This is a genomic window from Propionicimonas sp. (assembly GCF_034927565.1).
In the GTDB taxonomy this organism is placed as follows: domain Bacteria; phylum Actinomycetota; class Actinomycetes; order Propionibacteriales; family Propionibacteriaceae; genus Propionicimonas.
Window position 1 is genome coordinate 1 of sequence record NZ_JAYFPT010000060.1, and the last position, 25,198, is coordinate 25,198.

Here is a 25,198-nt window from a genome sequence, read left to right on the forward strand (position 1 = left end):
TTGTCGTAGACCGGGACGAGTTGCTTGCTGGTCGCCATGGTGATCGGGTGCAGCCTCGTACCCGATCCGCCAGCCAGGATGATGCCACGCATGGCATGAGTCTGGCATGCCTGGGTGAGGACGCCCAAGACATACCCCTAGGATTCCTCCATGGGGAGGATCCTGGTCACCGGCGGCGCCGGTTTCATTGGCAGCAACTTCGTACGCATGGTGCTCGATACCAGCGATGACGTGGTGACGGTGCTCGACGCTCTCACCTACGCCGGCAATCGAGCCTCGCTGGACGGTCTGGACGAACGGCGCTGCCGCCTCGTCCAGGGCTCGGTCACCGACGCCGCGCTCGTGGACGAGCTGGTGGCCGATCACGACGTGGTGGTGCATTTCGCCGCCGAGTCGCACAACGACAACTCGCTGAACGATCCGTCCCCGTTCATCCAGACCAATCTGGTGGGCACCTTCGCGTTGCTGCAGGCGGTCCGCCGGCACGGCCGGCGCTACCACCACATCTCCACCGACGAGGTCTACGGCGACCTCGAACTGGACGACCCGGCGAGGTTCACCGAGACCACGCCGTACAACCCGTCCAGCCCGTACTCGGCGTCGAAGGCCGGGTCCGATCTGCTGGTCCGCGCCTGGGTACGTTCCTTCGGGGTGCAGGCCACGATCAGCAACTGTTCGAACAACTACGGCCCGCGTCAGCACATCGAGAAGTTCATCCCGCGGCAGATCACCAATGTGATCGACGGCATCCGGCCCAAGTTGTACGGCGCCGGCCAGAACGTCCGCGACTGGATCCACGTCGACGACCACAACCTGGCGGTGCTGCGGATCATCGCGGCCGGCAAGATCGGTGAGACCTATCTGATCGGGGCCGATGGCGAGAAGGACAACAAGAGCGTCATCGAGCTCATCCTGCAGCTGATGGGGCAGCCGTCCGACGCCTACGACCACGTCAACGACCGGGCAGGCCACGACCTGCGCTACGCGATCGACTCCAGCCGGTTGCGCACCGAACTCGGCTGGGAGCCAAGCTTCCGCAACTTCGAGGCCGGCCTGGCGGCCACCATCGACTGGTATCGCGCCAACGAAGCCTGGTGGCGGCCGATGAAACAGGCCACCGAGGCAAAGTACGCCGCTACCGGTCAGTAGCCACCCACCATGACCACCGACCTGCCGGAACAACCTGAGAACTCACCCTCCGAACCGGAGGGTTCCCAGGCGGGCGGGCAGGCCTCTGCCCCGGCGGGCCAGTCCCGGCCGGGGCGCAACCGCCGCTGGCTGGCGGTAGCGCTGGGCGCCCTGACCGGCGTTCTCGTCCTCGTGGTGGTCTGCGGGGTCTGGGTGTTCCTGGACGCGCTGCGGGCCCGTGACGCCCTGCAGGAGGTGGCCGACGGGTTGCCGCAGTTGACCGAGCAGGCCGGACGGGATCCGTCGGCTGCAGTCGCGGCGATTCCCGGCATCCAGGACGCAGCCCGGCGCGCCGCCAACGCCACCGGAGGCGTCCACTGGGCGGTGGTGGACACGATCCCCTGGGTTGGCGACAACACCCGCGCCCTGCAGACCATCACCGAGGCGGTGGACGACGTCGCAACCACCGTCCTGCCGGCTGCCACCGCCGCCCTCACGGTGATCACGCCCGAGCAGCTGGCGCCCAAGGACGGCCAGCTCAACCTCGACCCCCTGATCGCGTTGCGGGATCCGGTCGCCGCAGCCAATGCCACCCTGGAGGAGTCGATCACCCGGATCGGCGCGATTCCGCGAGCCAGTCTGGTGACGCAGCTCGCCGACGCCGCCAACCAGCTGGACGGCCAGCTCGTCCGCGCCCACGAACTCACCTCGACCGCCGATACGGCGGTGCGCCTGCTGCCCGAGATGCTGGGGGCGGAGAAGCCACGCGACTGGCTGGTCATCGCCCAGAACAATGCCGAACTCCGCGCGACCGGCGGCATTCCGGGAGCCGTCATCCTGATCCGCGCTGATGCCGGCAGGCTTTCCATCGTCGAGCAGCGCTCCGCACCTGACAACGAACTCAGCAGCACACCCGTGCTCCCCCTCACCCCGGCCGAGGAGTCACTGTTCAGCTCCCGGCTCGGACGGTTCCTGCAGGACGCGAACCTGACCCCGGACTTCCCGCGCACTGCCGAGCTGGTGCGTGCCATGTGGCAGGCCACCGATGGGGAGGCCACGGGTGGGGAGCCGGCCCAGAACGTACTGTCCATCGACCCGGTGGCGATCCAGGCATTGCTCGCCGCCACCGGCCCGGTGCGCGTCACCGATCCGTTCGGCGACACGGTGACCATCACCTCCGAGAACGCCGCACGTTTCCTGCTCTCGGAGGTGTACGCCCGCTACACCGATGAGAAGGTGCAGGACGTGGTCTTCGCCCTTGCCGCACAAGCCACGCTCACACAGCTCATGTCCGGGGGCACCGATCCCGCCGCGCTGCTTCCCGCCCTGACCAAGGCGATCGAGCAGGGACGGCTGCTGGTGTGGTCGGCCGACCCGGCGGAGCAGAGCTTGCTGGAGCGCGCCGGCGTTGCCGGCAGGCTGCAGGGCCAGACCGATGTCGACGGCGAGACCGCCCCGCTGGTCGGGGTCTTCCTCAACCTCACCACCGCGTCCAAGATGGGCTACTACCTCCATACCACGGCCGATCTCACCGAGCTCCAGACCAACCCGGACGGCAGCCGTGAGCTCACCCTGACCGTCCGGCTGAGGTCCACGATCACCCCGGGGAAGGCAGCGAAGCTGCCCAGCCGCGTACTCGGCAACAGCCCGGCCGATGGGACGAACCGGCTCAACCTGCTGGTCTATGCCCCACTCGGCGGCACGGTCAGCGAGGTGAACGAGCCCGGTCCGGGCACGGTCACCTGGCACGACGACCTCCAGGTGAGCGCCCAGAGCGTGGCAGTCCCGGCCGGGAAGACCGTGGAGGTTTCGTGGCACATCACCACCGGAACCGACCAGCCCGGACCGGCGCAGGTTCGCCTCACCCCGGGCGCGCACGCATCGTGAACCCAGACGCCTCGGTCGGGGAACAACTCTGCCCAGCCGTGCGACCCGCAGTGAGCGGGAAGCCACCCGAGTTGCTCCGGCAAGCACTCCGTTTCGCGATCGCCTGTGATGAGTCACGTCGGATAGTTGGCGCCCCGGCGGGAATGGCCTAGGATACGTCCTGACAGCCGCTTCGGGGGGAAGCTGCTCGGATGCTTCTTCGGGGGGAGAGCACTGATGAAACCACGCACGATTGCTGTTGGGATAGCTGCGTTCGCAGCCAGCATCCTGGTGCCGGTATCGGCGGCGTATGCCGAGACGGACAACAACTACGAGCCGCCGGACTACTGCGACACCACCGATGGCACGCCGAAGGGCGACGACTGCCAGGAGGTCACGCCGTCACCGACGCCTTCGCCGACGGACACCTCGACGCCCACCCCGGCTCCTTCGCCGACCGAGACCTCGACGCCCACCCCGACTCCGTCGCCGACCGAAACGTCGACGCCCACACCGACCGAAACCTCCTCGACACCCACCCCGGCTGTGGCGGGTGTTGAGGACAGCGACGACAGTGACGACACCACGTCAGCGTCCCTGCCCAACACCGGTGCGGCCCTGGTCGGGCCGTTGGCGGCCCTCGGCGCGGCCCTCACTGGCGGCGGCGTCACGGCCGTGGTGCTGTCTCGTCGGGGCCGGAGCGAGAGCTGACTCGATTTCGCTGCAGCCCGCAGTAGACCGTCGGTCACAACGCTGACGACGGGATCTGCTGGCTGCTCGCCCGGACACGCGCCGGGCGAGGAATCGTATTAGCCTGCCGTCATGCCGGAACTCGCAATCCGCACCACCGACATCCCGGGGCTGCTGGTCATTGACCTGGTGCTGAACGGGGACGCCCGCGGCTGGTTCAAGGAGAACTGGCAGCGCGCCAAGATGACCGATCTCGGCCTGCCCGACTTCGCGCCGGTGCAGAACAACATGTCCTTCAACACCGCCACTGGGGTCACCCGTGGCCTGCATGCCGAGCCGTGGGACAAGCTGGTCTCGATCGCGCACGGCCGGGTCTTCGGCGCCTGGGTCGACCTTCGCACCGGGGAGGGGTTCGGACGGGTGGTCACCGTCGAACTGGGCCCGGAGACGGCGGTCTTCGTCCCCCGCGGGGTGGCGAACGGCTATCAGACGCTGGTCGATGACACCGTCTACTCCTACCTGGTCAACGACCACTGGAGTCCCCAGTCGCGTGGCTCCTACAGCTACCTGAATCTCGCCGACGAGGCCGCCGCCATCGCCTGGCCCATCCCGTTGGCCTCCGCGACCATCTCCGAGGCGGACGCCGGTCATCCCCGGCTGGCCCAGGCTCGTCCGGTGCCGCCGAAGCGGACGGTGATCATCGGGGCCGGCGGCCAGCTCGGACGCGCGCTGGACGAGTTGCTCCCCGATGCGGTCGGACTGGACCTGCCCGACTTCGACCTCACCAGGCAGGACGTGGTCGACGCCGTGGACTGGTCGGGGGTGGGCACCATCATTAACGCCTCGGCTTATACCGCCGTCGACCTGGCCGAGACCCCGGAGGGTCGCCGCGCGGCTTGGGCGGCCAACGTCGACGGGGTGGCTCGGCTGTGCCGGGTCGCAGCCGAGCACCGGATCACCCTCGTCCACGTCTCGACCGACTATGTCTTCGACGGCACGGCCGAGGAACACGATGAGGACGAGCCGTTCGCCCCGCTCGGGGTGTATGGCCAGACCAAGGCGGCCGCCGACATCCTGGTGGGCCAGCTGGCCCGGCACTACATCGTCCGCACCAGCTGGGTGATCGGTGCCGGGAAGAACTTCGTCCGCACCATGGTCGAATTGGCCGCCCGGGGGGTCTCCCCCACTGTCGTGGACGATCAGTACGGCAGGTTGACCTTCACCACCGACCTGGCCGCCGGCATCGTCCACCTGCTGGCCTCGGACGCCCCGTTCGGCACCTACAACCTCAGCAACACCGGGCCGGTGCAGTCGTGGGCGCAGATCGCCGCCGCTGTCTTCGCACTCTGCGGACGCTCACCAGACGACATCACCCCGACCACCACCGATGCGTACGCGGCGGGCAAGCTGGTCTCACCCCGTCCGGTCCACAGCGCACTGAAGCTGGACAAGCTCCTGGCGACCGGTTTCACCCCGCTGCCCGCAGCCGACCGCCTGGCCGCCTACCTGGCGACCATCACCCCCTGAGGGGAACCGTCCCTGTTTGAGCAGGGGAAGCTGTCACCAGGCCTGCCGGTGTCACATTCGGTCGCCAGGTTCGGGCGGTGCCGTCCGGGACGATAGCGTTGGCGGCATGCCAGGCTTCGTTCCGTTCCGTGCTCTGCGCTACGCCCCCGGCACCGATCTGCAGGCAGTGATAGCGCCGCCCTATGACGTCCTCTCCGAGGCCGACGTGGCGGCACTCGCCGCCCGCGACACCCACAACATTGTCACTGTCGACGTCCCCCGCGGCGGGGACGACCGGTACACCGACGCTGCGGCGACCCTGCGGTCCTGGCTCGCCGAGGGTGTCCTGGTGCCCGATGGGCAGCCGTCCTTCACCATCTACCGGATGCGGTTCACCGACTCGACCGGAGCCGCACGTGCCACCGTCGGCGTCCTGGGCGGGCTTGAGGTGGTCGACTACGGCGACGGCGGGGTGCTGCCCCACGAGCGGGTCACGCCGAAGGCCTCCACCGACCGGCTGGACCTGACCCGCGCCACCGCCGCCAACCTGTCGCCGGTCTGGGGCCTGTCGCTGGCCGGGGGCCTGACTGCCGCGCTGGAAGCCCCCGGAGAGTTCGTGGGGTCGATGACCGCCGACGGTGTCGAACACGTCGTCGAACGGGTCACCGATCCGCAGCGGATCGCGGAGATCGCCGCCATCCTGGCCGCCGACGACGTCCTGATCGCCGATGGCCACCACCGCTACGGGGTCGCCCAGCAGTACCGCGACGAGGTGCGGGCGGCCACCGGCCGGTCCGACACCGACGCCGAGTACGCCCTCGCCTTCGTCAACGAACTGGTGGCCGACCAGTTGAGCATCGAGGCGATTCACCGGGTCTACACCGGGGTGAGCCTGGACCAGGTGCGCGCCGCCCTCGCCGGCAGTTTCGACCTCGAGCCGGCACCGGCGCCCGGCCCGGCACTGCTGGCGTCCATGGTCGAACAGGGACGGTTGGTGCTGCTCGCCCCCGACGACACCACCTCGTGGCTGATCCCGAAGCCCGGCGCCTTCGAGGGTGTGCGTGCCCTGGACGGTGCCTGGCTGGAGCACGCCCTGGCGGGGTCGGAGGCCGTGGTCGGCTATCAGCACGGAGTGGACGAGATGGTCGCCCTGGTCGGATCGGGCACCGTCACCGCAGGGATCCTGATTCGTCCGACCTCACTGGCCGAGATCCAGCGAACCGCCCGGGAAGGGCTGCTGATGCCGCCGAAGTCCACCTTCTTCACCCCCAAGTTGCGCACCGGCTTCGTCATCCGCCCCACCGAACCGCTCGAAGCCTGACCACAACTGCCACCCCACCCTGCTCACTCCGCGCCCCACTCTGCTCACTCCGCGCCCCACTCTGCGCGCTTCACTCGACTCTGCGCGCTTCACTCGACTCTGCGTGTCCACTTCGACTCTGCGCGTGCTGTAACGCCCGCAGAGTCGAGCTAGAGGGGCAGAGTCACAGCAGCACCCGCAGAGTCGAGGTGGAGGGGCGGCCGCGCGGTGCCCGCAGAGTCGAAGTCGAGGGGCAGCGGCGATGCAGCACCCGCAGAGTCGAGGTGGAGGGGCAGAGTCGAAGTGGAGAGGCGGCGGTGCAGTGGTCCAGCGAAGCCAGTTGCACCGTGAGGCACCACGGTTTGGAGGGTGGCCTACCTTGACTCTGAAATCGATTGCTGAGATTCTTGGAGAGGCTCCTCACCGCCGCCGGGCATGGGCGTCCGGCGCCGCGGGATGAGCTGCCGAACCACGAGGAGACATCAGTGAGTACCTACACCTTCCCGAAGATCACACAGCGGCCGGCCGCCGAGCCGAAGACGGTCTACACGATCGCCAACGGCGACCTCCGGCTCACCACCAATGTCACGACTTGGGCGATGCAGCAGCAGGTCGAGGGCGAGTTCGCCGCCGCGGTCGAATCCCTCGGCTGGAGCGTCCAGCGGACCCACGGCGTCAACCCGGCCACCGGCCACGGCTTCATCGACAGCCAGCACTACGGCATGCAGGTCTTCAAGAACGTGCCCTCCGACGCCCCGTTGGTGGTGGTCGAGGCGGTCTGGCAGTACAGCCACCACCTGCTGCACGGGCTGCGCAGCCATCAGGGCCCGATCCTGCTGGTGGCCAACTTCGCCGGCGACTTCCCCGGTCTGGTCGGCATGCTCGGCCTGCACGGCTCGATGGTGAAGGCCGGCATCAAGCACGCCACGCTGTGGAGCAAGGACTTCACCGACGAGTGGGCACGCACCAAGCTGGCCGAGTGGCTGGCAACCGGTGACATCGTCCATGACACCTCCCACGTCCGCGACCTGCCGGCGCTGCCGGAGTCGGAGGAGAAGAAGCTGGGCGAGGCACTGGCCGCCCAACTGAAGCAGGACAAGGCGATCATCGCCGTCTTCGACGAGTACTGCATGGGCATGTACAACGCCCTGATCGACGACGAGTTGATGAACCCGGCCGGCATCTACAAGGAGCGGCTCTCCCAGTCCGCGCTGGTGGCCGAGATGAACAAGACCACCGACGAGGAGGCGGACGCCGTCCGGGCATGGCTGGACGACGCCGGCATGACCTTCCACATCAACAACGACGACCCCCGCGACAGCCTGACCGACGACCAGGTGCATCAGCAGATGAAGATGTACATCGCCGCGGTTCGGATGGCCGACGACTTCGGTGCCGACGTGGTGGGCATCCAGTACCAGCAGGGGCTGAAGGACATGGTGCCCGCCTCCGACCTGGTCGAGGGCCTGCTCAACAACGTGGAGCGCCCGCCGGTGCTCTCCCGCGACGGCTCCCGCGTGCTGTACGAGGGCAAGCCGGTGCCGTGTGCCAACGAGGTGGATCAGGGCGTCGCCATCGACACTCTGGTCACCAACCGGATCTGGACGGCGATGGGCCTCGACCCCGCCACCACCCTGCACGACATTCGCTGGGGCGACGAGTGGAACGACGAGTTCGTCTGGGTGCTGGAGATCTCCGGCTCGGTACCGGCCTCCCACCTGGGCGGGTATGACAAGGCGCACGGCTACCGCCAGAGCTACTACTTCTTCCCGCTCGGTGGCGCCACCCTCTCCGGTGTCTCCAAGCCGGGCGAGATCGTGTGGTCGCGGGTCTTCATCATGGACGGCGCCCTGCATGTCGACTTGGGCCGCGGCACGGCCATCGAGATGCCTGAGGAGGAGGTGCAGCGCCGGCTGAACTCCACCAACAAGGAGTGGCCGATCATGAACGCGGTGCTGCACGGCGTGGGCCGCGACGAGTTGATGGCCCGGCACATGGCCAACCACCTCAATGTGGCCTACGCACCGGACGCCGAGACCGCCGATGCGGCTCTGGTCGCCAAGGCTGCCATGTTCGAAGCCATGGGCTACCAGGTCCACCTGGCTGGGGATGTGCTCGCCGGTCTGTGAGTTGCGTGGTGAAGGCCCGGATCCCTCGGGGGTCCGGGCCTTCACCCGTCCCGGCACATCTGCACTTCCGGCGGACGATCGTCGGCGGAACTCGGCCGGGGATGGTCCAACGAGGTGGCGGAACTCGTCACCGCGGGTGGCTGGGTAGAGTGCGTGCCCTACCGGCCTGCAGGAAGGACGATGGCATGGCCCCCTCAACGGTGACACGCCGGCGGGCGGCTGCGACCGACCGGCGGGTGGCAGTCCTGCGGCGGGCCTGCCGGGCAGTCAGCCTCGTCCTGGCCACCGCGCTGGTGTTCGCGGGCTGCTCGGCAGCACCCTCGGGCGCCCCGGCGGACGACCAGGTGGTGGCTGCCACCGAGGCGTTGTTCGCCGGCCACAACGCCGCCTTCGAGGAATCACCGCAGGCCGGCTGGGAGTACCAGGTGACCCACAACTATCCCGGCTACGCCAACGCGGACGATCCCGCCGCCGCGCAACTCCGCGAGCGGATGCTCCAGGCCGGCTACTGGGAGAAGTTCGTCCCCGACCTGACCAGCATCACCGCTGACCCTGACTGGATCCCTGCTGCGGACGGCCTCAGCTGCCTGGCCGCCTTCACCAAACCGCCCGCCGGCCAGACTTTCGTCGTCACCGTCGACCGCAGCGGCGGCGAGACCGCGACGAACTCCCTCCACCCCCAGCAGCGGACGACCGTCCACGTCTGTCTGCTGGACGGCACGCTGTACTACTTCATCCCGCTCTGCGTGTAGTCACCGCGCCGGGATACACCGTCTGGTCACCCCTTGGCGACCAGGACGGCTCCAGCTCCCCACCTCTGCCCACCCACCCGGCGGCGCCGGTTGGTGAGTTCCGCCGCCGGGCCGGGCGACCGCCGGGTCGTATCCTGTGCTCCTGTGGCCGTCTGGTTGGCCCCTGCTAGGTTGGCACTCATGACACAGCCCGACGGCATCACCCCCGACACCAAGGACTGGACCTGGGTGCTGCAGCGTCCCTGCCCCGAGTGCGGCTACGCGGCGGCAACCATGGATCCGCTCGCCGTCGGCGGAGCGGTCCGCGCCACCCTGCCGCGCTGGGAGCAGGCCCTCGCCCGTCCGGGCACCACCACCCGTCCGGCTCCCGGCGTCTGGTCGGCGCTGGAGTACGGAGCTCACGTCCGCGACGTCTTCCGGGTGTTCGACACCCGCCTGGCCGCCATGCTCACCCAGGACGACCCCCTGTTCGCCAACTGGGACCAGGACGCCGCCGCGCTGGAGGGCGGCTATGCCCACCAGGATCCTGCGGTCGTGGCGATCGAACTGACCGCTGCCGGTATGGCGATCGCTGCCCGGTTCGACGCCATCGTCCCCGAGCAACTCTCCCGCACCGGCCGGCGCTCGGACGGCGCGAACTTCACCATCGAGAGCTTCGCCCGCTACTTGCTGCACGACGTCCTGCATCACCTGCACGACGTCTCCGCCTGATCCGACGACAGTGCGGGACGGCGACTGACTCGGACCCGAACAATCCCGATCGGAGTCAGCGCGGCTCAACCCGGCCGTCTCCGCCGAACCGCCGCTGAACCGGCTCAACCCGGCCGCTCCGCCGAACCGCCGCTGAACCGGCTGGAGCCGGCCGCTCTGCCGAACCGCCGCCGAACCGGTTCGAGCCGGCCGGCAGCGGATGCTCAGGTCGTGGGAGGACACCGATTCGTAACAATCGGCCGACTACCGTTCAGGGATCGCTAAGAGCGAGAGTGCCTCACACACTGGAGGAACCATGACCCGTCACTTTGCCAGGAGAGCGGGCGCCACAGCGTCCGTCCTCGTCGCAGCGTCGCTGCTGTTCAGCGCCTGCTCCACAGCTCCCACACCGTCGACCTCCTCGAACGCCGAGACGTCCGGCTCGGCGCCTGCCACCACCTCGCAGATCGTCATCGACACCACTTTCGACATCAAGACCATCGACCCCGGCCGGGCTTACGAGCCGACCGGCGAGATGGTGCTGAAGGCGCTCTACGACACCCTGGTCACCTTCGCCGACAACGACACCACCACCGTCGTCCCCGACCTGGCCACCTACACCGCCAACGACAACAACACCGAGTTCACCTTCACCCTTGCCGACGGACGGGTGTTCTCCGACGGCAGCCCGGTCACCGCCGACGACGTGGTCTTCACCCTGACCCGCTTCCAGGGTCTGAAGGGGAACGGCTCCTTCCTGCTCGACGGTGTCACGATCAGCAAGGTCGACGACAAGACGGTCAAGCTGACCACCGCCTCGCCGTCCCCGGCACTGCCAGCGATTCTGGCCACCCCGTCGATCGGCATCCTGAACTCGAAGGTCGTGCAGGCCAACGGCGGCACCACTGATGAGAAGGACGGCGCCGAGACCTTCCTGAACGGCACCTCCGCCGGGTCCGGGCCGTACACCCTGGAATCCCTGGACCTCTCCAGCCAGGCCGTCCTGGTGAAGAACCAGGCCTACAACGGCGCGCAGAAGCCCACGTACGAGAAGGTCATCCTGCGCAATGTCGAGGCAGCCACCCAGAAGCTGAACGTCGAACGCGGTGAGTCGCAGCTTGCGCTCAACCTCTCCGGCGACCAGGTCACCTCGCTGGCAGAGGGCGTCGAGCTTGCCTCCGGCCCCTCGGCGACAGTGGTCTTCCTGCTGCTGAACGCCGATCCCTCGGTCAACGAGCTCACCGCCAAGCCGCAGTTCGTGAAGGCCGTCAAGGAGGCGATCGACTATCAGGGGCTGCTGGAGATCGCCGGTGGCGGAGCGGCGCAGGCGACCAGTCTGGTGCCGTCGGTCTTCCTCGGCAGTCTGCCAGCCGACCAGGCACTGACCTTCGACCTCGACGCCGCCAAGGCTGACGCCGCAGCAGCCGGTGCCACCGGCACGACGGTCAAGCTTCAGTTCCCGAACGACATCGACCCGACCGGCGTGAACCTGACCACCCTGGCCGAACGGCTGCAGTCGCAACTGGCAGCGGCCGGGATCACTGTCGAGCTCGCTCCGGCGCCGTTCGCCACCGAGATCGACCCCTACCGCACCGGCAAGGAGGAGATCGGCCTGTGGTACTGGAATCCCGACTACCTCGACCCGGCCAACTACCTGGCCTTCGGCCCGGGACAGTCGGTCGGCCTGCGGGCAGGCTGGACGGAGCAGGCCAACCCGGCGATCGCCGAGCTGGTCGCCAAGGGCTACACCACCGCCGACCATGACGCCCGCAAAGCGCTGTTCGAGCAGTGGGGCAAGGCCATGAACCAGGAGTCGCCGTTCATCCCGCTGGTGCAGCCGGGGTTCAACCTGGCCTACCAGCCGACGGTGACCAACGTCTCCTACAACCCGAGCTGGCTGGTCAATGTCGCTGGCCTCGGCGCCGCGTGACCTGACGCCGTCCCTGCCTCCCACCCGGGGGCAGGGACGGCGCTCCGGCACGGGCCTGCTGCGTTACCTCGGCAAGCGGCTGCTGATCGCCGTCCTGCTGCTGTTCGGCATGACCCTGGTCACCTTCTCGCTGACCAACCTGGTGCCCGGCGACCCGGTCGCCGCCGCCCTGGGCCAGCGGGCTGCTGACGATCCGCAGATCGTCGCCCGGTTCCGGGCCGAGTACGGCCTCGACCAGCCCCTCCCGCAGCAGTACGTCAGCTACGTCGGACGGTTGCTGCACGGCGATCTCGGCACGTCCTGGCAAACCCACCGTCCCGTTGCCGACGACCTCGCCAAAGCTGTCCCTGCGACCATGGAGATCGCCTTCGCTGCGATCCTCGCAGCCGGCATCATCGGCATCGTCATGGGTGCCTGGTCGGCGTACCGGCGTGGCCGTCTGACCGACCAGGTGCTGCGGCTGGTCTCGCTGATCGGCATTTCGGTGCCGACCTTCTGGATGGCGATCGTCTGCTTCTACGTCTTCTACTACCGGCTGGGGATCGCGCCCGGTTCGGGACGGCTTTCTCCCGGGGTCACCGCACCCGATCGGATCACCGGCATGTACACCGTCGACGCGCTCCTCGCCGGCCAGTGGGCTACCTTCCTGGACGCGGCCGCGCACCTGACCCTCCCTGCCCTCGTGCTCACCCTGTACACCGTTGGCCTGCTGACCCGGTTCTCCCGGACGTCCTTCCTCGAGGTGCTTGAGAAGGACTACGTCCGCGCAGCCAAGGCCAAGGGCCTGCCCTGGCGCACCGTCTTCTTCTCCTACGTGCTGCGGGCAGCGGCGATCCCCATCCTGACCATCGTCGGCCTCGCTTTCGGCTCCCTGCTCTCCGGCACGGTGCTGGTCGAGTCCATCTTCGCCTGGCCGGGACTCGGCTCCTACGCCTACCAGGCCGCCGCCAAACTCGACCTGCTGGCCGTGATGGGCGTCGGGCTGGTGGTCGGCGTGGTCTACCTGGCCGTCAACCTGGTCGTCGACCTGCTCTACGGCTTCATCGACCCCCGGGTGAAGGTGGGCTGACCCATGACCGCCACGCACGCCCCACGCCGCAGCCTCACCCAGCGGCTCTGGCGAGTTCTGCCCGCCGACATCCGCACCCCGATCGGCATCATCGCCGCGCTGATCGCGCTGGCCTGGATCGTGATCTGCATCGCCGGCCCGGCGATCGCCCCCTTCGACCCGCTCGCCCAGGATCTGCCCCGGTTCACCCCGCCCGGCGAGGTCTCCGTGCTCGGCACCGACGAACTCGGACGCGATGTGCTGTCGCGCATCCTGGCCGGTGCCCGGGTCACCATTGCCCTGGCCCTGCTGCTGGTGGCCCTCTCGATGATCATCGGCACAATCATCGGCACAATCGCCGGCTTCTTCGGTGGCTGGATCGATGAGCTGTTGATGCGACTCACCGATCTGGTGCTCGCCTTTCCCACCGTGATCCTGGCGATGGTGACGGCCGCCGCACTGGGCGCGTCCCTGTTCAACGCGGTGCTGGCGGCCCTGGTGGTCTCCTGGCCGTCCTACGCCCGGGTCGTCCGCTCGATGGTGCTGTCGCTGCGGCACGGCGAGTTCGTCTCGTCCGGACGGCTGCTGGGCTTCTCGCCGTGGAAGTCGATGCGCCTCGACATCCTGCCCAATGTGGCAGGCCCCACCCTGGTGATGGCGAGCCTCGACATCGGGACGGCGGCGCTGCTGCTGTCGGGGCTGTCCTTCCTCGGCCTGGGCGCGAAACCGCCGACCCCGGAGTGGGGCTCGATGGTGTCCTCGGCCGTGGTGAACTTCGACAAGTGGTGGCTTGGGGTCTTCCCCGGGCTGGCGATCCTCACCGTGGTGATCGCGTTCAACTTCCTTGGCGACGCCCTGCGGGACTCCCTCGACCCGGGATCGGAGCGCGCATGAGCACCGTGCTGAGGATCGACAACCTCACCCTCGACATCCGTGGGACGGACCAGGTGACCCCCATCCTGCGCGGGGTGAACCTCGCGGTGGAGGCGGGCACCGTCCAGGGCCTCGCCGGGGAGTCGGGCTCGGGCAAGTCAATCACCGGCCTGACGGTGATCGGGCTGGAGCCGCCCACGGCCATCACCAGCGGGACGGTGTGGTTGGGCGAGACCGAGCTGATGTCGATCACCGGGTCGCGGCTCAACGCCATCCGGGGACGCCGGATCGGGATGGTCTTCCAGGATCCGTCCACCTCCCTGCACCCACAGCTCACCATCGGCTCCCAGCTCACCGACCACCTTCGTTATCACCTCAGGCTCAGCAAGGCCGAGGCCCGTGAGCGGGCCGCCGAGAGTCTGAGCCGGGTCGGCATCCAGGGCGGCATGCCCGTCCTGGAGCGCTACCCGCACGAGTTCTCCGGCGGGCAGCGACAACGGATCGCGATCGCGATCGCCCTGGCCTGCTCGCCCGACCTGCTGATCGCGGACGAGCCGACCACCGCCCTGGACGTGACCGTGCAAGCAGGCGTGCTGGCGCTCATCCGGCAGTTGGTGGACGACCTCGGCCTGGCGGTGCTGTTCATCACCCACGACCTCGGCGTGATGAGCTCGATCGCCGACCGCGTGGCCATCATGCGCAACGGTGAGGTCGTGGAGGAGGGCAGCCGCAGCCGGATCTTCAACGACCCGCAGCATCCCTACACGCATTCACTGCTGGCGTCCCTGCCCGGTGCGAAGGGCGGCCTGCAGACTCGGGAGGATCTGGCCGCCATCGGCCTGCGCGACGAGGAGGCGACCGGATGAGCGAACCCGTGCTGGAGATCCGCGAGATCGTCGTCGAGTACCCCGGTCGGCCGCCCGTCCGGGCCGTTGACGAGGTGTCCTTCGAGCTGTACCCGGGCGAGGTGGTCGGCCTGGTTGGTGAGTCCGGCTGCGGCAAGTCGACCCTGGCCAGGGTGCTCACCGGGCTGATCCGCCCGCGTTCGGGCACCGTGCTCTACCGCGGTACTCCCCTCTCCCCACTCGGGCTGGGCGGTCGCTCGCTCGCCGAGACGGGCATCCAGATGGTCTTCCAGGATCCGGGCTCCTCGCTGAACCCGCGACGCCGGATCGGTGCACAGATCCAGGACGGCCTGGCCACCGCCGCCCGCCGCAAGGCCGGCCTCGGGGCGGACGTGCAGGTGGGCAGGGACCGTCCGACCAGTCCGGGGGCCTGGCTGGAACGGGTTGGGCTGAGCGCGGCCGATGCCGACAGGTTCCCGGTGAGCTTCTCCGGTGGCCAGCGGCAGCGGATCGCGACCGCCCGGGCACTGGCCGCCGAACCTGATGTCCTAATCGGGGACGAGCCGATCTCGGCCCTGGATGCCTCCACCCAGGCGAAGGTCGCCTACCTGATGAGCACGTTGACCACCGCCCAGGGCGCGGGCATGCTGTTCATCTCCCACGACCTCTCGGTGGTGCGGTTGATCGCCGACCGACTGCTGGTGATGTACCAGGGCCACATCGTCGAGCGAGGCTCCGCAGCGGAGATCTGGAACGACCCCCACCATCCGTACACCCGCGCGCTGCTGGGCGCGATCCCGGTGCCGGACGGTGCCGGACGGATGCCCGTTGTCACCCCACCCGGGACCACCTACCCGCTTCACGAGGCCGTCCGCTGACGGCGACACCGCCGCAGTCGCGCACCACCGTCCTCCCGCCCGCCGGTACCCGGGACAGTAACCAGGACCAGTCCCGGGTACAGGCGGCGAGCAGCGACTGGCTCAGGCGCCCCAGCTGGCCTGGGTGCCGCCGACCCGGTCTTCGGCGATCTGTGCCAGGTAGCCCGACTCGGCGAAGGCCTTCATCGGGTCGGCCGGCAGGCCGCGCTCCTCGCGGAACCCGGCCAGGTCGGCGCGGACGTCGGTGTAGAAGGCGTCCATGAATACCTGGTTCGCGCCCAGCACGTCACCGGCCGCCTGGGCGGCGAACAATGCCTCGGAGTCGACCAGCAGGGCTCTGGCGGTCATCTCCTGGACGTTGAGCACCGAACGGATCTGGCCGGGGACCTTGTCCTCCACGTTGTGGCACTGGTCGAGCATGAACGCCACGCCCGAGTCCGGCCCGTAGCCGCCACCGCGGACCACCTCGTAGAGGATCCGGAACAGCTGGAACGGATCGGCAGCGCCCACGATCAGGTCGTCGTCGGCGTAGAACCGGGAGTTGAAGTCGAAGGAGCCCAGCTTGCCCAGCCGCAGCAGCTGCATCACGATGAACTCGATGTTCGTGCCCGGGGCGTGGTGGCCGGTGTCCAGGCACACCATCGCCTTCTCGCCCAGCGCTGCACAGTGGGTGTAGCTGGTGCCCCAGTCGCACACATCGGTGTGGTAGAACGCCGGCTCGAACAGCTTGTACTCCAGCACCAGCCGCTGGCCCTCGCCCAGCCGGTCGTAGATCACCTGCAGCGACTCGTGCAACCGGTCCTGCCGGCCCCGCAGGTCGCCCTGGCCCGGGTAGTTCGTGCCATCGGCCAGCCAGATCTTCAGGTCCTGCGACCCGGTCTGGTCCATGATGTCGATGCACTCCAGGTGATGGTCGATCGCCTTGCGGCGGACCGCGGCGTCGACGTGGGTCAGCGAACCGAACTTGTAGGCCTCGTCCTGGAAGGTGTTGGAGTTGACCGTCCCCAGCCTCACCCCCAGGCTCTGGGCATACTCCGACAGGGCGGCGTAGTCGTCCACCTTGTCCCACGGGATATGCAGCGCGACCGTCGGGGCAAGCCCGGTGTACTTGTGAACCTGCGCCGCATCGGCGATCTTCTCCTGCGGCGTCCGCGGCGTACCGGGAGTGCCGAACACCTTGAACCGCGTCCCCGAATTCCCGAACGCCCAGGAAGGCAGCTCAATCGCCTGGGTCGCGAGCTGATCAGCAATCGTTGCAAAGGATGTCATAACAGGTTCTTTCTGGATTCCTTGAGAAACAGGCACGGGGCGGATGCCCCATGGTCACTGGCCCGGCTCAGGTCAACGGTGGCACCAGCGGCATGGGCGGGACGGATCGGGGCCGCTGATCGCGTCACGCGCGACCAGCGGCATCGGCGGTGCAGATCAGCGGCCGGCGCCGCCGAGACCCTGACAGCGAGTTCGGCGCGACCGGCGCTGGGGGAACCTGTTGGTGGGCCACCGGACCAGTGGCCCACCAACAAGGGGTGGCAACGATCAGAAGTTGAAGTTGCCGATGTTGTCTGCGTTGAACTTGTAGGGATCGCCCAGCAGGACGGTGTTGTCAGCGCCCACGGTGTACTCACCGAGCTTGCCGGCCTCGAACTTGTCGCCCTCTGCGCCGGTGATCGTGCCGTCCACCAAGGCCTTGGCGGCGTAGGTGGTCAGGTAGCCCAGGTCCTCCGGGTTCCACAGCGCGAACTCCTTGACGGTGCCGTCCTCAACATAGGACCGCATGTCGTTGGGGGTGCCCAGACCGGTCACCCACACCTTGCCCTTGGCCTCCGACGTCGAGATGTAGCGGGCAGCGGCGGCAATGCCGACCGTGGTCGGAGCAACGATCACCTTCAGGTCCGGGTACTTCTGCAGCAGCGCCTGGGTCTCGTCGAAGGACTTCTGGTCCTGGTCGTCACCGTAGGCAACCTCGACCAGCTTGATGTTCGGATGGCTGGCGGTCAGTTCGGTCTTCATGAGCTCGATCCAGGCGTTCTGGTTGGTCGCGTTCGCGGTCGCCGACAGGATGGCGATCTCGCCGGCGTCACCGGACTGGTCAGCGGCCATCTCCACCAGGACCTTGGCGATACCCTCGGCCGTGGCCTGGTTGATGAACAGGTCGCGGCAACCCGGGGCGTCGGAGTCGAAGGTGACGACCTTCACACCGGCCGCCTGGGCGGCCTTGACCGAGTCACACAGGGCGGTCTGGTCGTTGGCCGACAGCTCGATCGCCGCAACCTTCTGCTGGGTGGCGGTCTCGATGTACTGCACCTGCGCATCGGCGGCGGCCTCGGCCGGGCCGACCAGTTCGGTGGTCACGCCGAGTTCGGCGGCTGCGGCCTCGGCACCCTTGGTCGAGGTCTCGAAGTACGGGTTGCCCAGGTTCTTCGGCAGGATGGTGAACTTCAGATCCCCGCCTGCCGCCGGAGCGGAGGAGCCGCCGTCCGAGGTCGACGGAGCCGGGGCACTGGACGGGGTGGTGCTGGTCGGCGTCGTGCAGGCGCCCAGCACCACCAGGGCAGCGGCCGACAGCACGGCCGCGGTCTTGGTGAACTTCATCGAGGTTCCTTTCGTTGATGTCCGTAGCACCGGCCTTGGCACTGCGGGCGGTTGGTGGGGACGCTCCCCATGGTTGGACGTGGGGCTATCCCCCGACGGCAGGGCTGGCTGCGGGTGCCGCCAGCGCCGGTCTGGCCCGGCGGTCCTTGACCCAGGTGATGAACGAGGCAAGCACCACTGAGCCGATCAACAACACGCCGGTGATGATCTTGATGACCTCCGCCGTGACGCCGACCAGTTGCAGCGCGCTGGACAGCACGCCGATCAGCAGGACGCCCGCGACCACACCGTAGATCGCGCCGACACCGCCGAAGACTGACACGCCACCGAGGACGACTGCCGCGATCACCTGCAGTTCCAGACCGTCGCCGACGTCACCGCGGGCAGTGCCGCGCAACAGCGTCCAGTAGATGCCGCCCAGACCGGAGATGGTGCCGGCCAGCATGAACAAGATCGTGCGGGTGCGGGCCCCGTTCACCCCGGAGAAGGCGGCCGCCTCCGCGTTGAGACCGATGGCGTACACACCCCGTCCGAAGCTGGTGAAGTGCAGCAGATAGATGAACGCCGCCAGCAGCACCAGGTAGAAGACGATGATGAACGGGATCCCGGTGGTGCCGATCTCGTACTTGGCCAGGTTCGTCCAGGCCTCCGGGAACTCGGTCACGGTGGAGGTACCCAGCAGGCCGACGGCGATGCCGCGGAAGAGCGCCATGGTGCCGATCGTCACAGCCAGCGCAGGCAGTCCGATCCGGGTCACGAGCAGGCCGTTGAGCAGGCCGCCGGCAGCGCCCACGATCAGGACCAGCACCATGGCCAGTTCGAACGGCACGCCCGAGGCGTAGAGCAGGCCCAGCAGCGAACAGGTCAGGCCGACCATCGATCCGACCGAGATGTCGATATCGCCGGTGATCATCACCAGCGCCATCGGAAGCGCGATCATCAAGGTGGCGAACATGTTCCGCAGCAGGTTGTACGCGGTCATCCGGTCGGCGAAGTAGGGCACGGTCAGCGCGGCAACCAGGATCGTCACCAGCAACAGCGCGACGATCGCCATCTCCCGCGTGAGCAGGACGCGCTTCCACAGCGGCTGGCCGTAGTCGGGATAAGCGGGGGTGGTCGCGCTCATGACGCCATCCTTTCTGCGATAAGCCTGCGTCTCTGCCGCTCGGCCAGCACCCGGTCGAGAATGATCGCCCCGATGATCAGGGCACCCACGACGGCGCGCTGCCAGAAGGACTGGATACCGAGCACAGGGAGCGCCGAGTTGATCGTGGCGAGCAGGAAGGCGCCGAACGCCGCGCCCACCAGCGTCCCGGATCCACCGACGATCGCGATCCCGCCGATCACGGCAGCGCCGATCGCCTGCATCTCGTACCCGGTGCCGGCGTTGGAGGCGATGGTGCCGTAGCGGGCCGCGAACATCGTCCCGGCCAGACCGGCCATCGCTCCTGAGATCACAAAGGCCACCAGCATCCGGCGCCGGGTCGGCAGGCCGTACAGTTCGGCAGCCTCGGGAGCCGAACCGATGGCGTAGTACTCCCGTCCCGACCGGGTGCTGCGCAGATACCAGGCGGCGATGAGCAGCACGACCACTGCGAGGATGGTGAGTGCAGGGATGCCGAGCCAGCGGGCATTGCCGAAGGCGAGGAAGTCGGCACCCAACTGGGAGGCGTTGATGCGGGACGAGCCGGCCCACAGGATGTTGATGCCGCGGAAGATGTACATCGTGCCCAGCGTGATCACCATGCCCGGGACCTTTGCCACTGCCACCAGGCCGCCGTTCACCAGGCCGAGCCCAGCACCGAAGGCGACGCCGATGACGAAGGCCACCACCGCCGGCATGCCGGGCCAGGCGATGTAGACGCTTCCGATCATGAACGCTGTCAGGCCCATCACCGAGCCCACCGACAGGTCCACGTTCTTGGTGATGATGACGATGCCCTCGCCGATGGCCAGGACCAGATAGATCGCAGGGTTGAGCAGCAGGTTGCGCCACCCGTCCGCGCTGAACACGAACTCGGGGTTGACCATCGCGGTCACGATCGTCATGAGCAGGAAGGCTGCCAGGATCGAGGTTTCGCGTCGCCGCAGCAGGTCGAGCAGGACGGTGCCGACTCCCCGTCTGGCACCCACCTGGGCGGTCTTGATCTCGGTGGCGGTCACGCCGGAACCTCCTCGGGCGCGTGGGTGGCGGCGAACATGACCGACTCGGGGGTGGCCTCGTCACGGAACAGCTCGGCGGTGATCCGCCCTTCATGCATCACGAGCACCCGGTCGGCCATGCCGAGCACCTCCGGAAGCTCCGAGGAGATCATCAGGATCGCCAGCCCTTCACCGGCGAGCTGGGACATCCGGCGGTGGACCTCGGACTTCGTCCCGACATCGATGCCTCGGGTGGGCTCGTCAATGATCAGCACCTTCGGATGGCTGGCCAGCCACTTGGCCAGCACCACCTTCTGCTGGTTGCCGCCCGAGAGGGTTGCGACGGCGGCGTCGAGGGAAGAGCACTTCACCTCCAGCGCCCGTGCCCACTCCTGGGCGGCGGCATTCTCTCGCTTACGGGTGATCATCCCCGCCTTCACCAGGCGGCGCCGGATGGCGTCGGTGACGTTGGTGGCAATGCCGGCGTCCATGACCAGGCCCTGCTGCCGGCGATCCTCCGGGACGAAGCCGATCCCGGCCTTCATCGCGGCTGAGGGGTCGCCCTTCGGCAGTGCCTTGCCCTCGACCAGCACCTCGCCGGCGGTGTAGCGATCGACCCCGAAGACCGCCCTGGCGACCTCGGACCGGCCGGCTCCCACCAGCCCCGCCAGGGCCACGATCTCCCCGGCCCGGACGTTGAAGCTGATATCAGCGAACAGCCCTGGGGACTCCAGCCCGCTCACCTCAAGCACCGGGGCGCCGATCGGCGCCTCGATCTTGGGGAAGAGATCCTTGACCTCGCGTCCGACCATCATCGTCACGATCGAGGCCTCGTCGGTGTCGGCGATGGCCTCGGTGGCGACGTAGCTTCCGTCCCGCATCACGGTGACGGTGTCGCACAGGGCGAACACCTCCTCGAACCGGTGCGAGATGAACATCAGGGCACGGCCCTCGTCGCGCAGGCTGCGTGCCACGGCGAACAGGCGATCCACCTCGACGCCGGACAGGGCCGCGGTGGGCTCGTCCATGATCAGCACCTTGGCGTCCAGCGAGATCGCCTTGGCAATCTCGATGATCTGCTGGTCGGCGATGGACAGCCCCTGGGCAGGCCGGTCGGGATCGATGGAGACCCCGAGCCGCTTCATCAGGTCAAGCACCTCGGCGCGCATGGCTCCACGGTCGATCTGCCCGAAGCGACCCACCGGCTGACGTCCCATGAAGACGTTCTCGGTGACCGAGAGGTCGGGGAACAGCGTCGGCTCCTGGTAGATGACGGCGATCCCCGCAGCCTTGGACTCCGCGGTGGAGCGAAAATCGACCGGCTGGCCCTCCAGCTCCATAGTGCCGGCGTCGCGGTGGTAGAGACCGGCGACGATCTTGACCAGGGTCGACTTGCCGGCACCATTCTCACCGACCAGCGCGTGAATGGAACCGGGCTGCAGGGCGATCCTGCCCTCACGCAATGCAACCACTGCACCAAAGCTCTTGGCCACGCCTCGCAACTCAAGGGTTGGCGTCCTCGACTCACCCATCCGCGCCCTCCCTGCCGCGATTGAAACGTTCCAGTTGAACGTCTCGACAGTAGGCGGACGGCCGGGCCCTGTCAAGTGGCTAGTTGGTCACGATTTGATAAGCAGAGGAGCGCCGTACCACCAATTCCGGGGCGGCCCGGACGGTGCGGTGCTGGTGCGGCTCGCCGGAGTCGATGGCAGTGATCTCCTCGAAGAGCAGTTCGGCCGCCTGCGCGCCCAACTGTCCCCTGGCCTGCCGGATCGACGACAACGGGACGGCGGCAGCGGCGGCGAAGGCGATGTCGTCATAGCCGATGAGGGCCACGTCCTCAGGTACCCGGACGCCGGCCAGCACGAAGCCCTGCAGCAGTCCGATCGCGAGTAGATCGTTCGCGGCGAACACTGCCGTGGGACGCTCCGCGTCGGGCAGGGCGAGCAACTCGGCCGCCGCCACCGTCCCCGAAGCGACGTCGAGCAGCGGCGTGGAGACCACCAACAGGCTGGTCTCCCGTCCGGCTGAGGCCAACGCGAGGTCGACACCGCGGCGGCGATCCCGGACCTGGGCAAGAGAACTCGGCCCGCCGACGAAGGCGAGCCGGCGGTGTCCCTGGTTGATCAGGTGGTCTGTGGCCACCCGACCGCCCTCGATGTCGTCCATGCCGACCGAGCAGAAGTCGGTGGTCCCGGCAGCGCGGTCCACCAGCACGACCGGGATCCCGCGCTGCCGCAGCCGCACGGCACGTTCGGGATTCTCCCCGATCGGCGCCAGCAGCACCCCGCGCACCCGCTGCCGCTCGAACTGGTCGAGGAGCCTGTCCTCACGGTCGGGGCGCTGGTCGGAGTTGCCGATCTGGACCGAGTAACCCCGCTCGTCGAGGAACTCCTCGGCACCCCGCACCACGTCGGCGAAGAACGGGTTGGCGATGTCCATCACCAGCATGCCGATCGAACGGCTGTGTCCGACGCGGAGTTGCCGGGCGGACTCGTTGCGCACCCAGCCGAGCTTCTCAATCGCCAGTTCGACGCGCTCGCGGGTGTCCTCGGCAACCAGCTCGGGTGCGTTCAGGACGTTCGACACTGTCCCCACCGACACCTTGGCCAGCGCAGCGACATCCTTCATGCTCACCGATGTCCGCCGGTTCACCACAGTCCGTCCCTTGCCAGCCAGGGCGCGACCCGGTGGCGGGTCGGCCATGTTGAATCGTCTCATACGTTCGCCTGGAGTACACCCCCATCCGTTCGTTCTGTGGCCAGGTTCGGTCGATCCGTCCCGGGCTGGCCCTCCGGTACGGGAAGATGGCCGCAGGAGGAGGGTGCCGTGGAGTTCCTGTTCGTGGTCGGGTTCGTCGCCGTCGTGTTCGGCGTTATCACCCTCCTCACCGACGGGCTGTTCGACCTGCCCGACCTGGAGTGGGTCTCGTCCACCGGTCTGGCAGCCGGGGTGGCGATGTTCGCCTTCCTGTCCGGCATCCTGGTCGGCTTCGGCATCCCGCTCGGGATCGCCGCCGTCCCTGGCGTCCTGGCGGGCGTCGGCGTCGTCGCCGGGACCAGCTGGCTGCTCTACCGGCTGCGGAACTCCACCACCGGTCCGGACACCAGTGCGGCCGCCGTCGTCGGCGCGACCGGCATCGTGATCACCCCGATCCTGCCCGATCGGTTGGGCGAGGTGGATGTCGTCGTCAACGGCGAGAAGCAGCGCCTGTCCGCGGTCTCCGACGAAGAGATCGCCGCCCAGCAGCCGATCCGGGTGGAAGCCGTGGTCTCTCCCACCTGCGTCCGGGTCGTCAATCTCCGCTGAAAGAAAGGAAACCCCCTCCATGCCCGCTTTCCTGCTGAACCCGGTCGTCGGCGTCATCGGGATCCTGCTCGTCCTCGTCCTGCTGATCTGGCTGGTCGCCTCCCGTTACCGGGTGGCCAAACCGCACGAGGCCTTCGTGATCACCGGACGCGGCGGCAAGCGCACCGTCGACCCGACCACCGGACAGACCACCCTCGACCTCTCGGGCCAGAAGGTGGTGCGCGGTGGCGGGGCGTTCATCATCCCGCTGATCCAGCAGTTGAGCGTGCTCGACCTGTCCAGCCACCGCATCGAGGTCGGCGTCGGCGGCGCCTACAACTCCAAGGGCATCAAGCTGAACGTCCGCGGCGTGGCGATCGTGAAGGTGGGCTCCTCGGACGAGGCGATCCGCGCCGCTGCCCAGCGGTTCAACAACCAGCAGGAGGCGGTCGAGGAGTTCACCAAGGAGGTTCTCACCGGCTCGTTGCGCTCGATCATCGGTGCGATGGACGTCGACCGGATCATCTCCGACCGGGCCGAGTTCGCCCGCCGGGTGGCGGAGGCCTCCGAGGCCGACCTGTCGAACCAGGGCCTGGTGATCGACACCTTCCAGATCCAGGACATCGCCGATGCCGAGGAGGGCACCTACCTGCGCGACCTCGGCCGTCCCGAGGCGGCCCGGATCCGGCAGGAGGCCGACATCGCCGAGGCGAACGCCTACAAGCAGTCCGAGCAGGCCAAGGCCGCTGCCGCGCAGGCGATCGCCGAGGCCAAGCGCGACCTCGCCTTGAAGAACGCCGCCATCCAGGAGGAAACCGACAAGGCCGCCGCGGCAGCGGCCAACGCCGGCCCGCTGGAGCGGACCGCCCAGGAGCAGCGCCTGGTCGCCGTCCAGCAGGAGGTCGCCACCCAGCAGGCGATCCTGACCGAGAAGCAGCTGGACGCCACCGTCCGGCGGCAGGCCGACGCGAAGCGCTACGAGACCGAGACCCAGGCTGCCGCGGCGAAGGCGGCCGCCGTCCTGACCGCCGACGCCTCACGCTACGAGACCGAGACCCGGGCGGCGGCGGAGAAGGCCGCAGCACTGCTGAGTGCCGAGGCCGAGAAGGCAGCCCGGATCGCCGCCGCCGACGCCTTGCGGGCCGAGGGCGAGGCCCAGGCCGCGTCCCAGCTGGCCACCGGCACCGCCCAGGCCGACGTGGCTCGGCTCACCGGCGAGGCCCAGGCATCGGCCACGCTCGCGACCGGTAGCGCCGAGGCCGACGTGCTGGACAAGAAGGCAGAGGCCTACACCCACTTCAACTCCGCGGCCGTCCTCGACATGCTGGTCAAGGTGCTGCCCCAGGTCGCCCACGAGGTCTCCGCGCCGATGTCGGCCATCGATTCGATGACGGTGATCTCGACCGACGGCGCCGCCGACCTGACCAAGAAGGCGACGTCGGTGATCACCGAGCTTCCGGCGCTGGTGAAGACGCTCACCGGGGTCGACCTGACCGAACTGCTGAAGTCGGTGGGCGGGCCGTCCGCTCCGGCCGCGTCCG

Annotated in this window: 22 protein-coding genes; 15 read left to right on the forward strand and 7 right to left on the reverse strand. The window is 68.3% G+C overall.

The genetic code is table 11. The features are described 5' to 3' along the window. Positions 1 to 92, reverse strand: a 92-nt coding sequence (locus VB080_RS11545) for a sugar phosphate nucleotidyltransferase (RefSeq protein ID WP_323418620.1), incomplete at its 3' end; no start/stop codon positions are given. A 58-nt stretch (positions 93 to 150) separates the two neighbouring features. Between VB080_RS11545 and rfbB the strand changes: the two genes are divergently transcribed. The 13 genes from rfbB (at position 151) to VB080_RS11610 (ending at position 15,635) form a co-directional block, all read left to right on the forward strand. Further along, positions 151 to 1,149, forward strand: a complete 999-nt coding sequence (gene rfbB / locus VB080_RS11550; protein WP_323418599.1) for a dTDP-glucose 4,6-dehydratase — start codon at positions 151 to 153, stop codon at positions 1,147 to 1,149. Positions 1,150 to 1,158: 9 nt separating this feature from the next. Beyond that, a complete protein-coding gene (locus VB080_RS11555; RefSeq protein ID WP_323418600.1) occupies positions 1,159 to 3,015 on the forward strand; it encodes a DUF4012 domain-containing protein in 1,857 nt (618 codons plus the stop codon). A gap of 216 nt (positions 3,016 to 3,231) precedes the next feature. Continuing rightward, positions 3,232 to 3,705, forward strand: coding sequence for a hypothetical protein (locus VB080_RS11560; protein WP_323418601.1), 474 nt, complete (start codon positions 3,232 to 3,234; stop codon positions 3,703 to 3,705). A 111-nt stretch (positions 3,706 to 3,816) separates the two neighbouring features. Further along, the gene (locus VB080_RS11565) at positions 3,817 to 5,211 is read left to right on the forward strand and encodes a bifunctional dTDP-4-dehydrorhamnose 3,5-epimerase family protein/NAD(P)-dependent oxidoreductase (RefSeq protein ID WP_323418602.1); all 1,395 of its coding nucleotides are present in this window, start codon (positions 3,817 to 3,819) and stop codon (positions 5,209 to 5,211) included. 106 nt (positions 5,212 to 5,317) lie between these two features. Further along, the gene (locus VB080_RS11570) at positions 5,318 to 6,511 is read left to right on the forward strand and encodes a DUF1015 domain-containing protein (protein ID WP_323418603.1); all 1,194 of its coding nucleotides are present in this window, start codon (positions 5,318 to 5,320) and stop codon (positions 6,509 to 6,511) included. 464 nt (positions 6,512 to 6,975) lie between these two features. Continuing rightward, entirely contained in the window at positions 6,976 to 8,619 is a 1,644-nt protein-coding gene (locus VB080_RS11575) for a hypothetical protein (protein WP_323418604.1), read from the forward strand. A 185-nt stretch (positions 8,620 to 8,804) separates the two neighbouring features. After that, a complete protein-coding gene (locus VB080_RS11580) occupies positions 8,805 to 9,371 on the forward strand; it encodes a hypothetical protein (RefSeq protein WP_323418605.1) in 567 nt (188 codons plus the stop codon). A gap of 180 nt (positions 9,372 to 9,551) precedes the next feature. Further along, entirely contained in the window at positions 9,552 to 10,082 is a 531-nt protein-coding gene (locus VB080_RS11585; RefSeq protein WP_323418606.1) for a DinB family protein, read from the forward strand. A 295-nt stretch (positions 10,083 to 10,377) separates the two neighbouring features. Next, positions 10,378 to 11,991, forward strand: coding sequence for an ABC transporter substrate-binding protein (locus VB080_RS11590; protein WP_323418607.1), 1,614 nt, complete (start codon positions 10,378 to 10,380; stop codon positions 11,989 to 11,991). Continuing rightward, a complete protein-coding gene (locus VB080_RS11595; protein ID WP_323418608.1) occupies positions 11,966 to 13,060 on the forward strand; it encodes an ABC transporter permease in 1,095 nt (364 codons plus the stop codon). Before VB080_RS11590 ends, VB080_RS11595 begins: the two co-directional genes overlap by 26 nt. Positions 13,061 to 13,063: 3 nt before the next feature. Further along, complete coding sequence (locus VB080_RS11600) at positions 13,064 to 13,933, forward strand: ABC transporter permease (RefSeq protein ID WP_323418609.1); 870 nt, start codon at positions 13,064 to 13,066, stop codon at positions 13,931 to 13,933. Further along, a complete protein-coding gene (locus tag VB080_RS11605) occupies positions 13,930 to 14,778 on the forward strand; it encodes an ABC transporter ATP-binding protein (RefSeq protein ID WP_323418610.1) in 849 nt (282 codons plus the stop codon). The genes VB080_RS11600 and VB080_RS11605 overlap by 4 nt, the downstream gene beginning before the upstream one ends. Then, complete coding sequence (locus tag VB080_RS11610; RefSeq protein WP_323418611.1) at positions 14,775 to 15,635, forward strand: ABC transporter ATP-binding protein; 861 nt, start codon at positions 14,775 to 14,777, stop codon at positions 15,633 to 15,635. Before VB080_RS11605 ends, VB080_RS11610 begins: the two co-directional genes overlap by 4 nt. 102 nt (positions 15,636 to 15,737) lie before the next feature. Here the strand turns inward: VB080_RS11610 and rhaI are convergent, their stop codons facing one another. The 6 genes from rhaI to VB080_RS11640 all read right to left on the reverse strand — a co-directional run bounded on the left by rhaI (position 15,738) and on the right by VB080_RS11640 (position 23,090). Continuing rightward, positions 15,738 to 16,904 carry an L-rhamnose isomerase gene (rhaI, locus tag VB080_RS11615; protein ID WP_323418612.1) on the reverse strand — a complete coding sequence of 389 codons (1,167 nt, stop codon included), beginning with the start codon at positions 16,902 to 16,904 and terminating at the stop codon, positions 15,738 to 15,740. A 267-nt stretch (positions 16,905 to 17,171) separates the two neighbouring features. After that, positions 17,172 to 18,227: a rhamnose ABC transporter substrate-binding protein gene (gene rhaS, locus VB080_RS11620; RefSeq protein WP_323418613.1), complete on the reverse strand. Its 1,056-nt coding sequence runs from the start codon at positions 18,225 to 18,227 to the stop codon at positions 17,172 to 17,174. Between the two features lie 85 nt (positions 18,228 to 18,312). Beyond that, positions 18,313 to 19,353 (reverse strand): ABC transporter permease, encoded by a 1,041-nt coding sequence (locus VB080_RS11625; RefSeq protein ID WP_323418614.1) that lies wholly within the window; start codon positions 19,351 to 19,353, stop codon positions 18,313 to 18,315. Next, positions 19,350 to 20,390 carry an ABC transporter permease gene (locus VB080_RS11630; protein ID WP_323418615.1) on the reverse strand — a complete coding sequence of 347 codons (1,041 nt, stop codon included), beginning with the start codon at positions 20,388 to 20,390 and terminating at the stop codon, positions 19,350 to 19,352. The genes VB080_RS11625 and VB080_RS11630 overlap by 4 nt, the downstream gene beginning before the upstream one ends. Continuing rightward, positions 20,387 to 21,901 (reverse strand): sugar ABC transporter ATP-binding protein, encoded by a 1,515-nt coding sequence (locus VB080_RS11635; protein WP_323418616.1) that lies wholly within the window; start codon positions 21,899 to 21,901, stop codon positions 20,387 to 20,389. The genes VB080_RS11630 and VB080_RS11635 overlap by 4 nt, the downstream gene beginning before the upstream one ends. A gap of 79 nt (positions 21,902 to 21,980) precedes the next feature. Next, positions 21,981 to 23,090: a LacI family DNA-binding transcriptional regulator gene (locus VB080_RS11640; RefSeq protein ID WP_323418617.1), complete on the reverse strand. Its 1,110-nt coding sequence runs from the start codon at positions 23,088 to 23,090 to the stop codon at positions 21,981 to 21,983. A gap of 108 nt (positions 23,091 to 23,198) precedes the next feature. Here VB080_RS11640 and VB080_RS11645 point away from each other — a divergent pair, with 108 nt between their 5' ends. Both VB080_RS11645 and VB080_RS11650 read left to right on the forward strand, forming a co-directional pair. Continuing rightward, the gene (locus VB080_RS11645; RefSeq protein ID WP_323418618.1) at positions 23,199 to 23,678 is read left to right on the forward strand and encodes an NfeD family protein; all 480 of its coding nucleotides are present in this window, start codon (positions 23,199 to 23,201) and stop codon (positions 23,676 to 23,678) included. 19 nt (positions 23,679 to 23,697) lie between these two features. Further along, on the forward strand, positions 23,698 to 25,198 hold a 1,501-nt coding region (locus VB080_RS11650; protein ID WP_323418619.1), incomplete at its 3' end, for a flotillin family protein.

Excerpts from the sequence above, each read along its gene's own strand:
- VB080_RS11580 (WP_323418605.1), top strand. The coding sequence starts at position 8,805 with ATGGCCCCCTCAACGGTGACACGCCGGCGGGCGGCTGCGACCGACCGG.
- VB080_RS11590 (WP_323418607.1), top strand. The coding sequence starts at position 10,378 with ATGACCCGTCACTTTGCCAGGAGAGCGGGCGCCACAGCGTCCGTCCTC.
- VB080_RS11635 (WP_323418616.1), bottom strand. The coding sequence starts at position 21,901 with ATGGGTGAGTCGAGGACGCCAACCCTTGAGTTGCGAGGCGTGGCCAAG.
- rhaI (WP_323418612.1), bottom strand. The coding sequence starts at position 16,904 with ATGACATCCTTTGCAACGATTGCTGATCAGCTCGCGACCCAGGCGATT.
- rhaS (WP_323418613.1), bottom strand. The coding sequence starts at position 18,227 with ATGAAGTTCACCAAGACCGCGGCCGTGCTGTCGGCCGCTGCCCTGGTG.
- VB080_RS11640 (WP_323418617.1), bottom strand. The coding sequence starts at position 23,090 with ATGAGACGATTCAACATGGCCGACCCGCCACCGGGTCGCGCCCTGGCT.
- VB080_RS11600 (WP_323418609.1), top strand. The coding sequence starts at position 13,064 with ATGACCGCCACGCACGCCCCACGCCGCAGCCTCACCCAGCGGCTCTGG.
- VB080_RS11625 (WP_323418614.1), bottom strand. The coding sequence starts at position 19,353 with ATGAGCGCGACCACCCCCGCTTATCCCGACTACGGCCAGCCGCTGTGG.
- VB080_RS11560 (WP_323418601.1), top strand. The coding sequence starts at position 3,232 with ATGAAACCACGCACGATTGCTGTTGGGATAGCTGCGTTCGCAGCCAGC.
- VB080_RS11595 (WP_323418608.1), top strand. The coding sequence starts at position 11,966 with ATGTCGCTGGCCTCGGCGCCGCGTGACCTGACGCCGTCCCTGCCTCCC.
- VB080_RS11585 (WP_323418606.1), top strand. The coding sequence starts at position 9,552 with ATGACACAGCCCGACGGCATCACCCCCGACACCAAGGACTGGACCTGG.
- VB080_RS11555 (WP_323418600.1), top strand. The coding sequence starts at position 1,159 with ATGACCACCGACCTGCCGGAACAACCTGAGAACTCACCCTCCGAACCG.
- rfbB (WP_323418599.1), top strand. The coding sequence starts at position 151 with ATGGGGAGGATCCTGGTCACCGGCGGCGCCGGTTTCATTGGCAGCAAC.
- VB080_RS11570 (WP_323418603.1), top strand. The coding sequence starts at position 5,318 with ATGCCAGGCTTCGTTCCGTTCCGTGCTCTGCGCTACGCCCCCGGCACC.
- VB080_RS11610 (WP_323418611.1), top strand. The coding sequence starts at position 14,775 with ATGAGCGAACCCGTGCTGGAGATCCGCGAGATCGTCGTCGAGTACCCC.
- VB080_RS11605 (WP_323418610.1), top strand. The coding sequence starts at position 13,930 with ATGAGCACCGTGCTGAGGATCGACAACCTCACCCTCGACATCCGTGGG.
- VB080_RS11565 (WP_323418602.1), top strand. The coding sequence starts at position 3,817 with ATGCCGGAACTCGCAATCCGCACCACCGACATCCCGGGGCTGCTGGTC.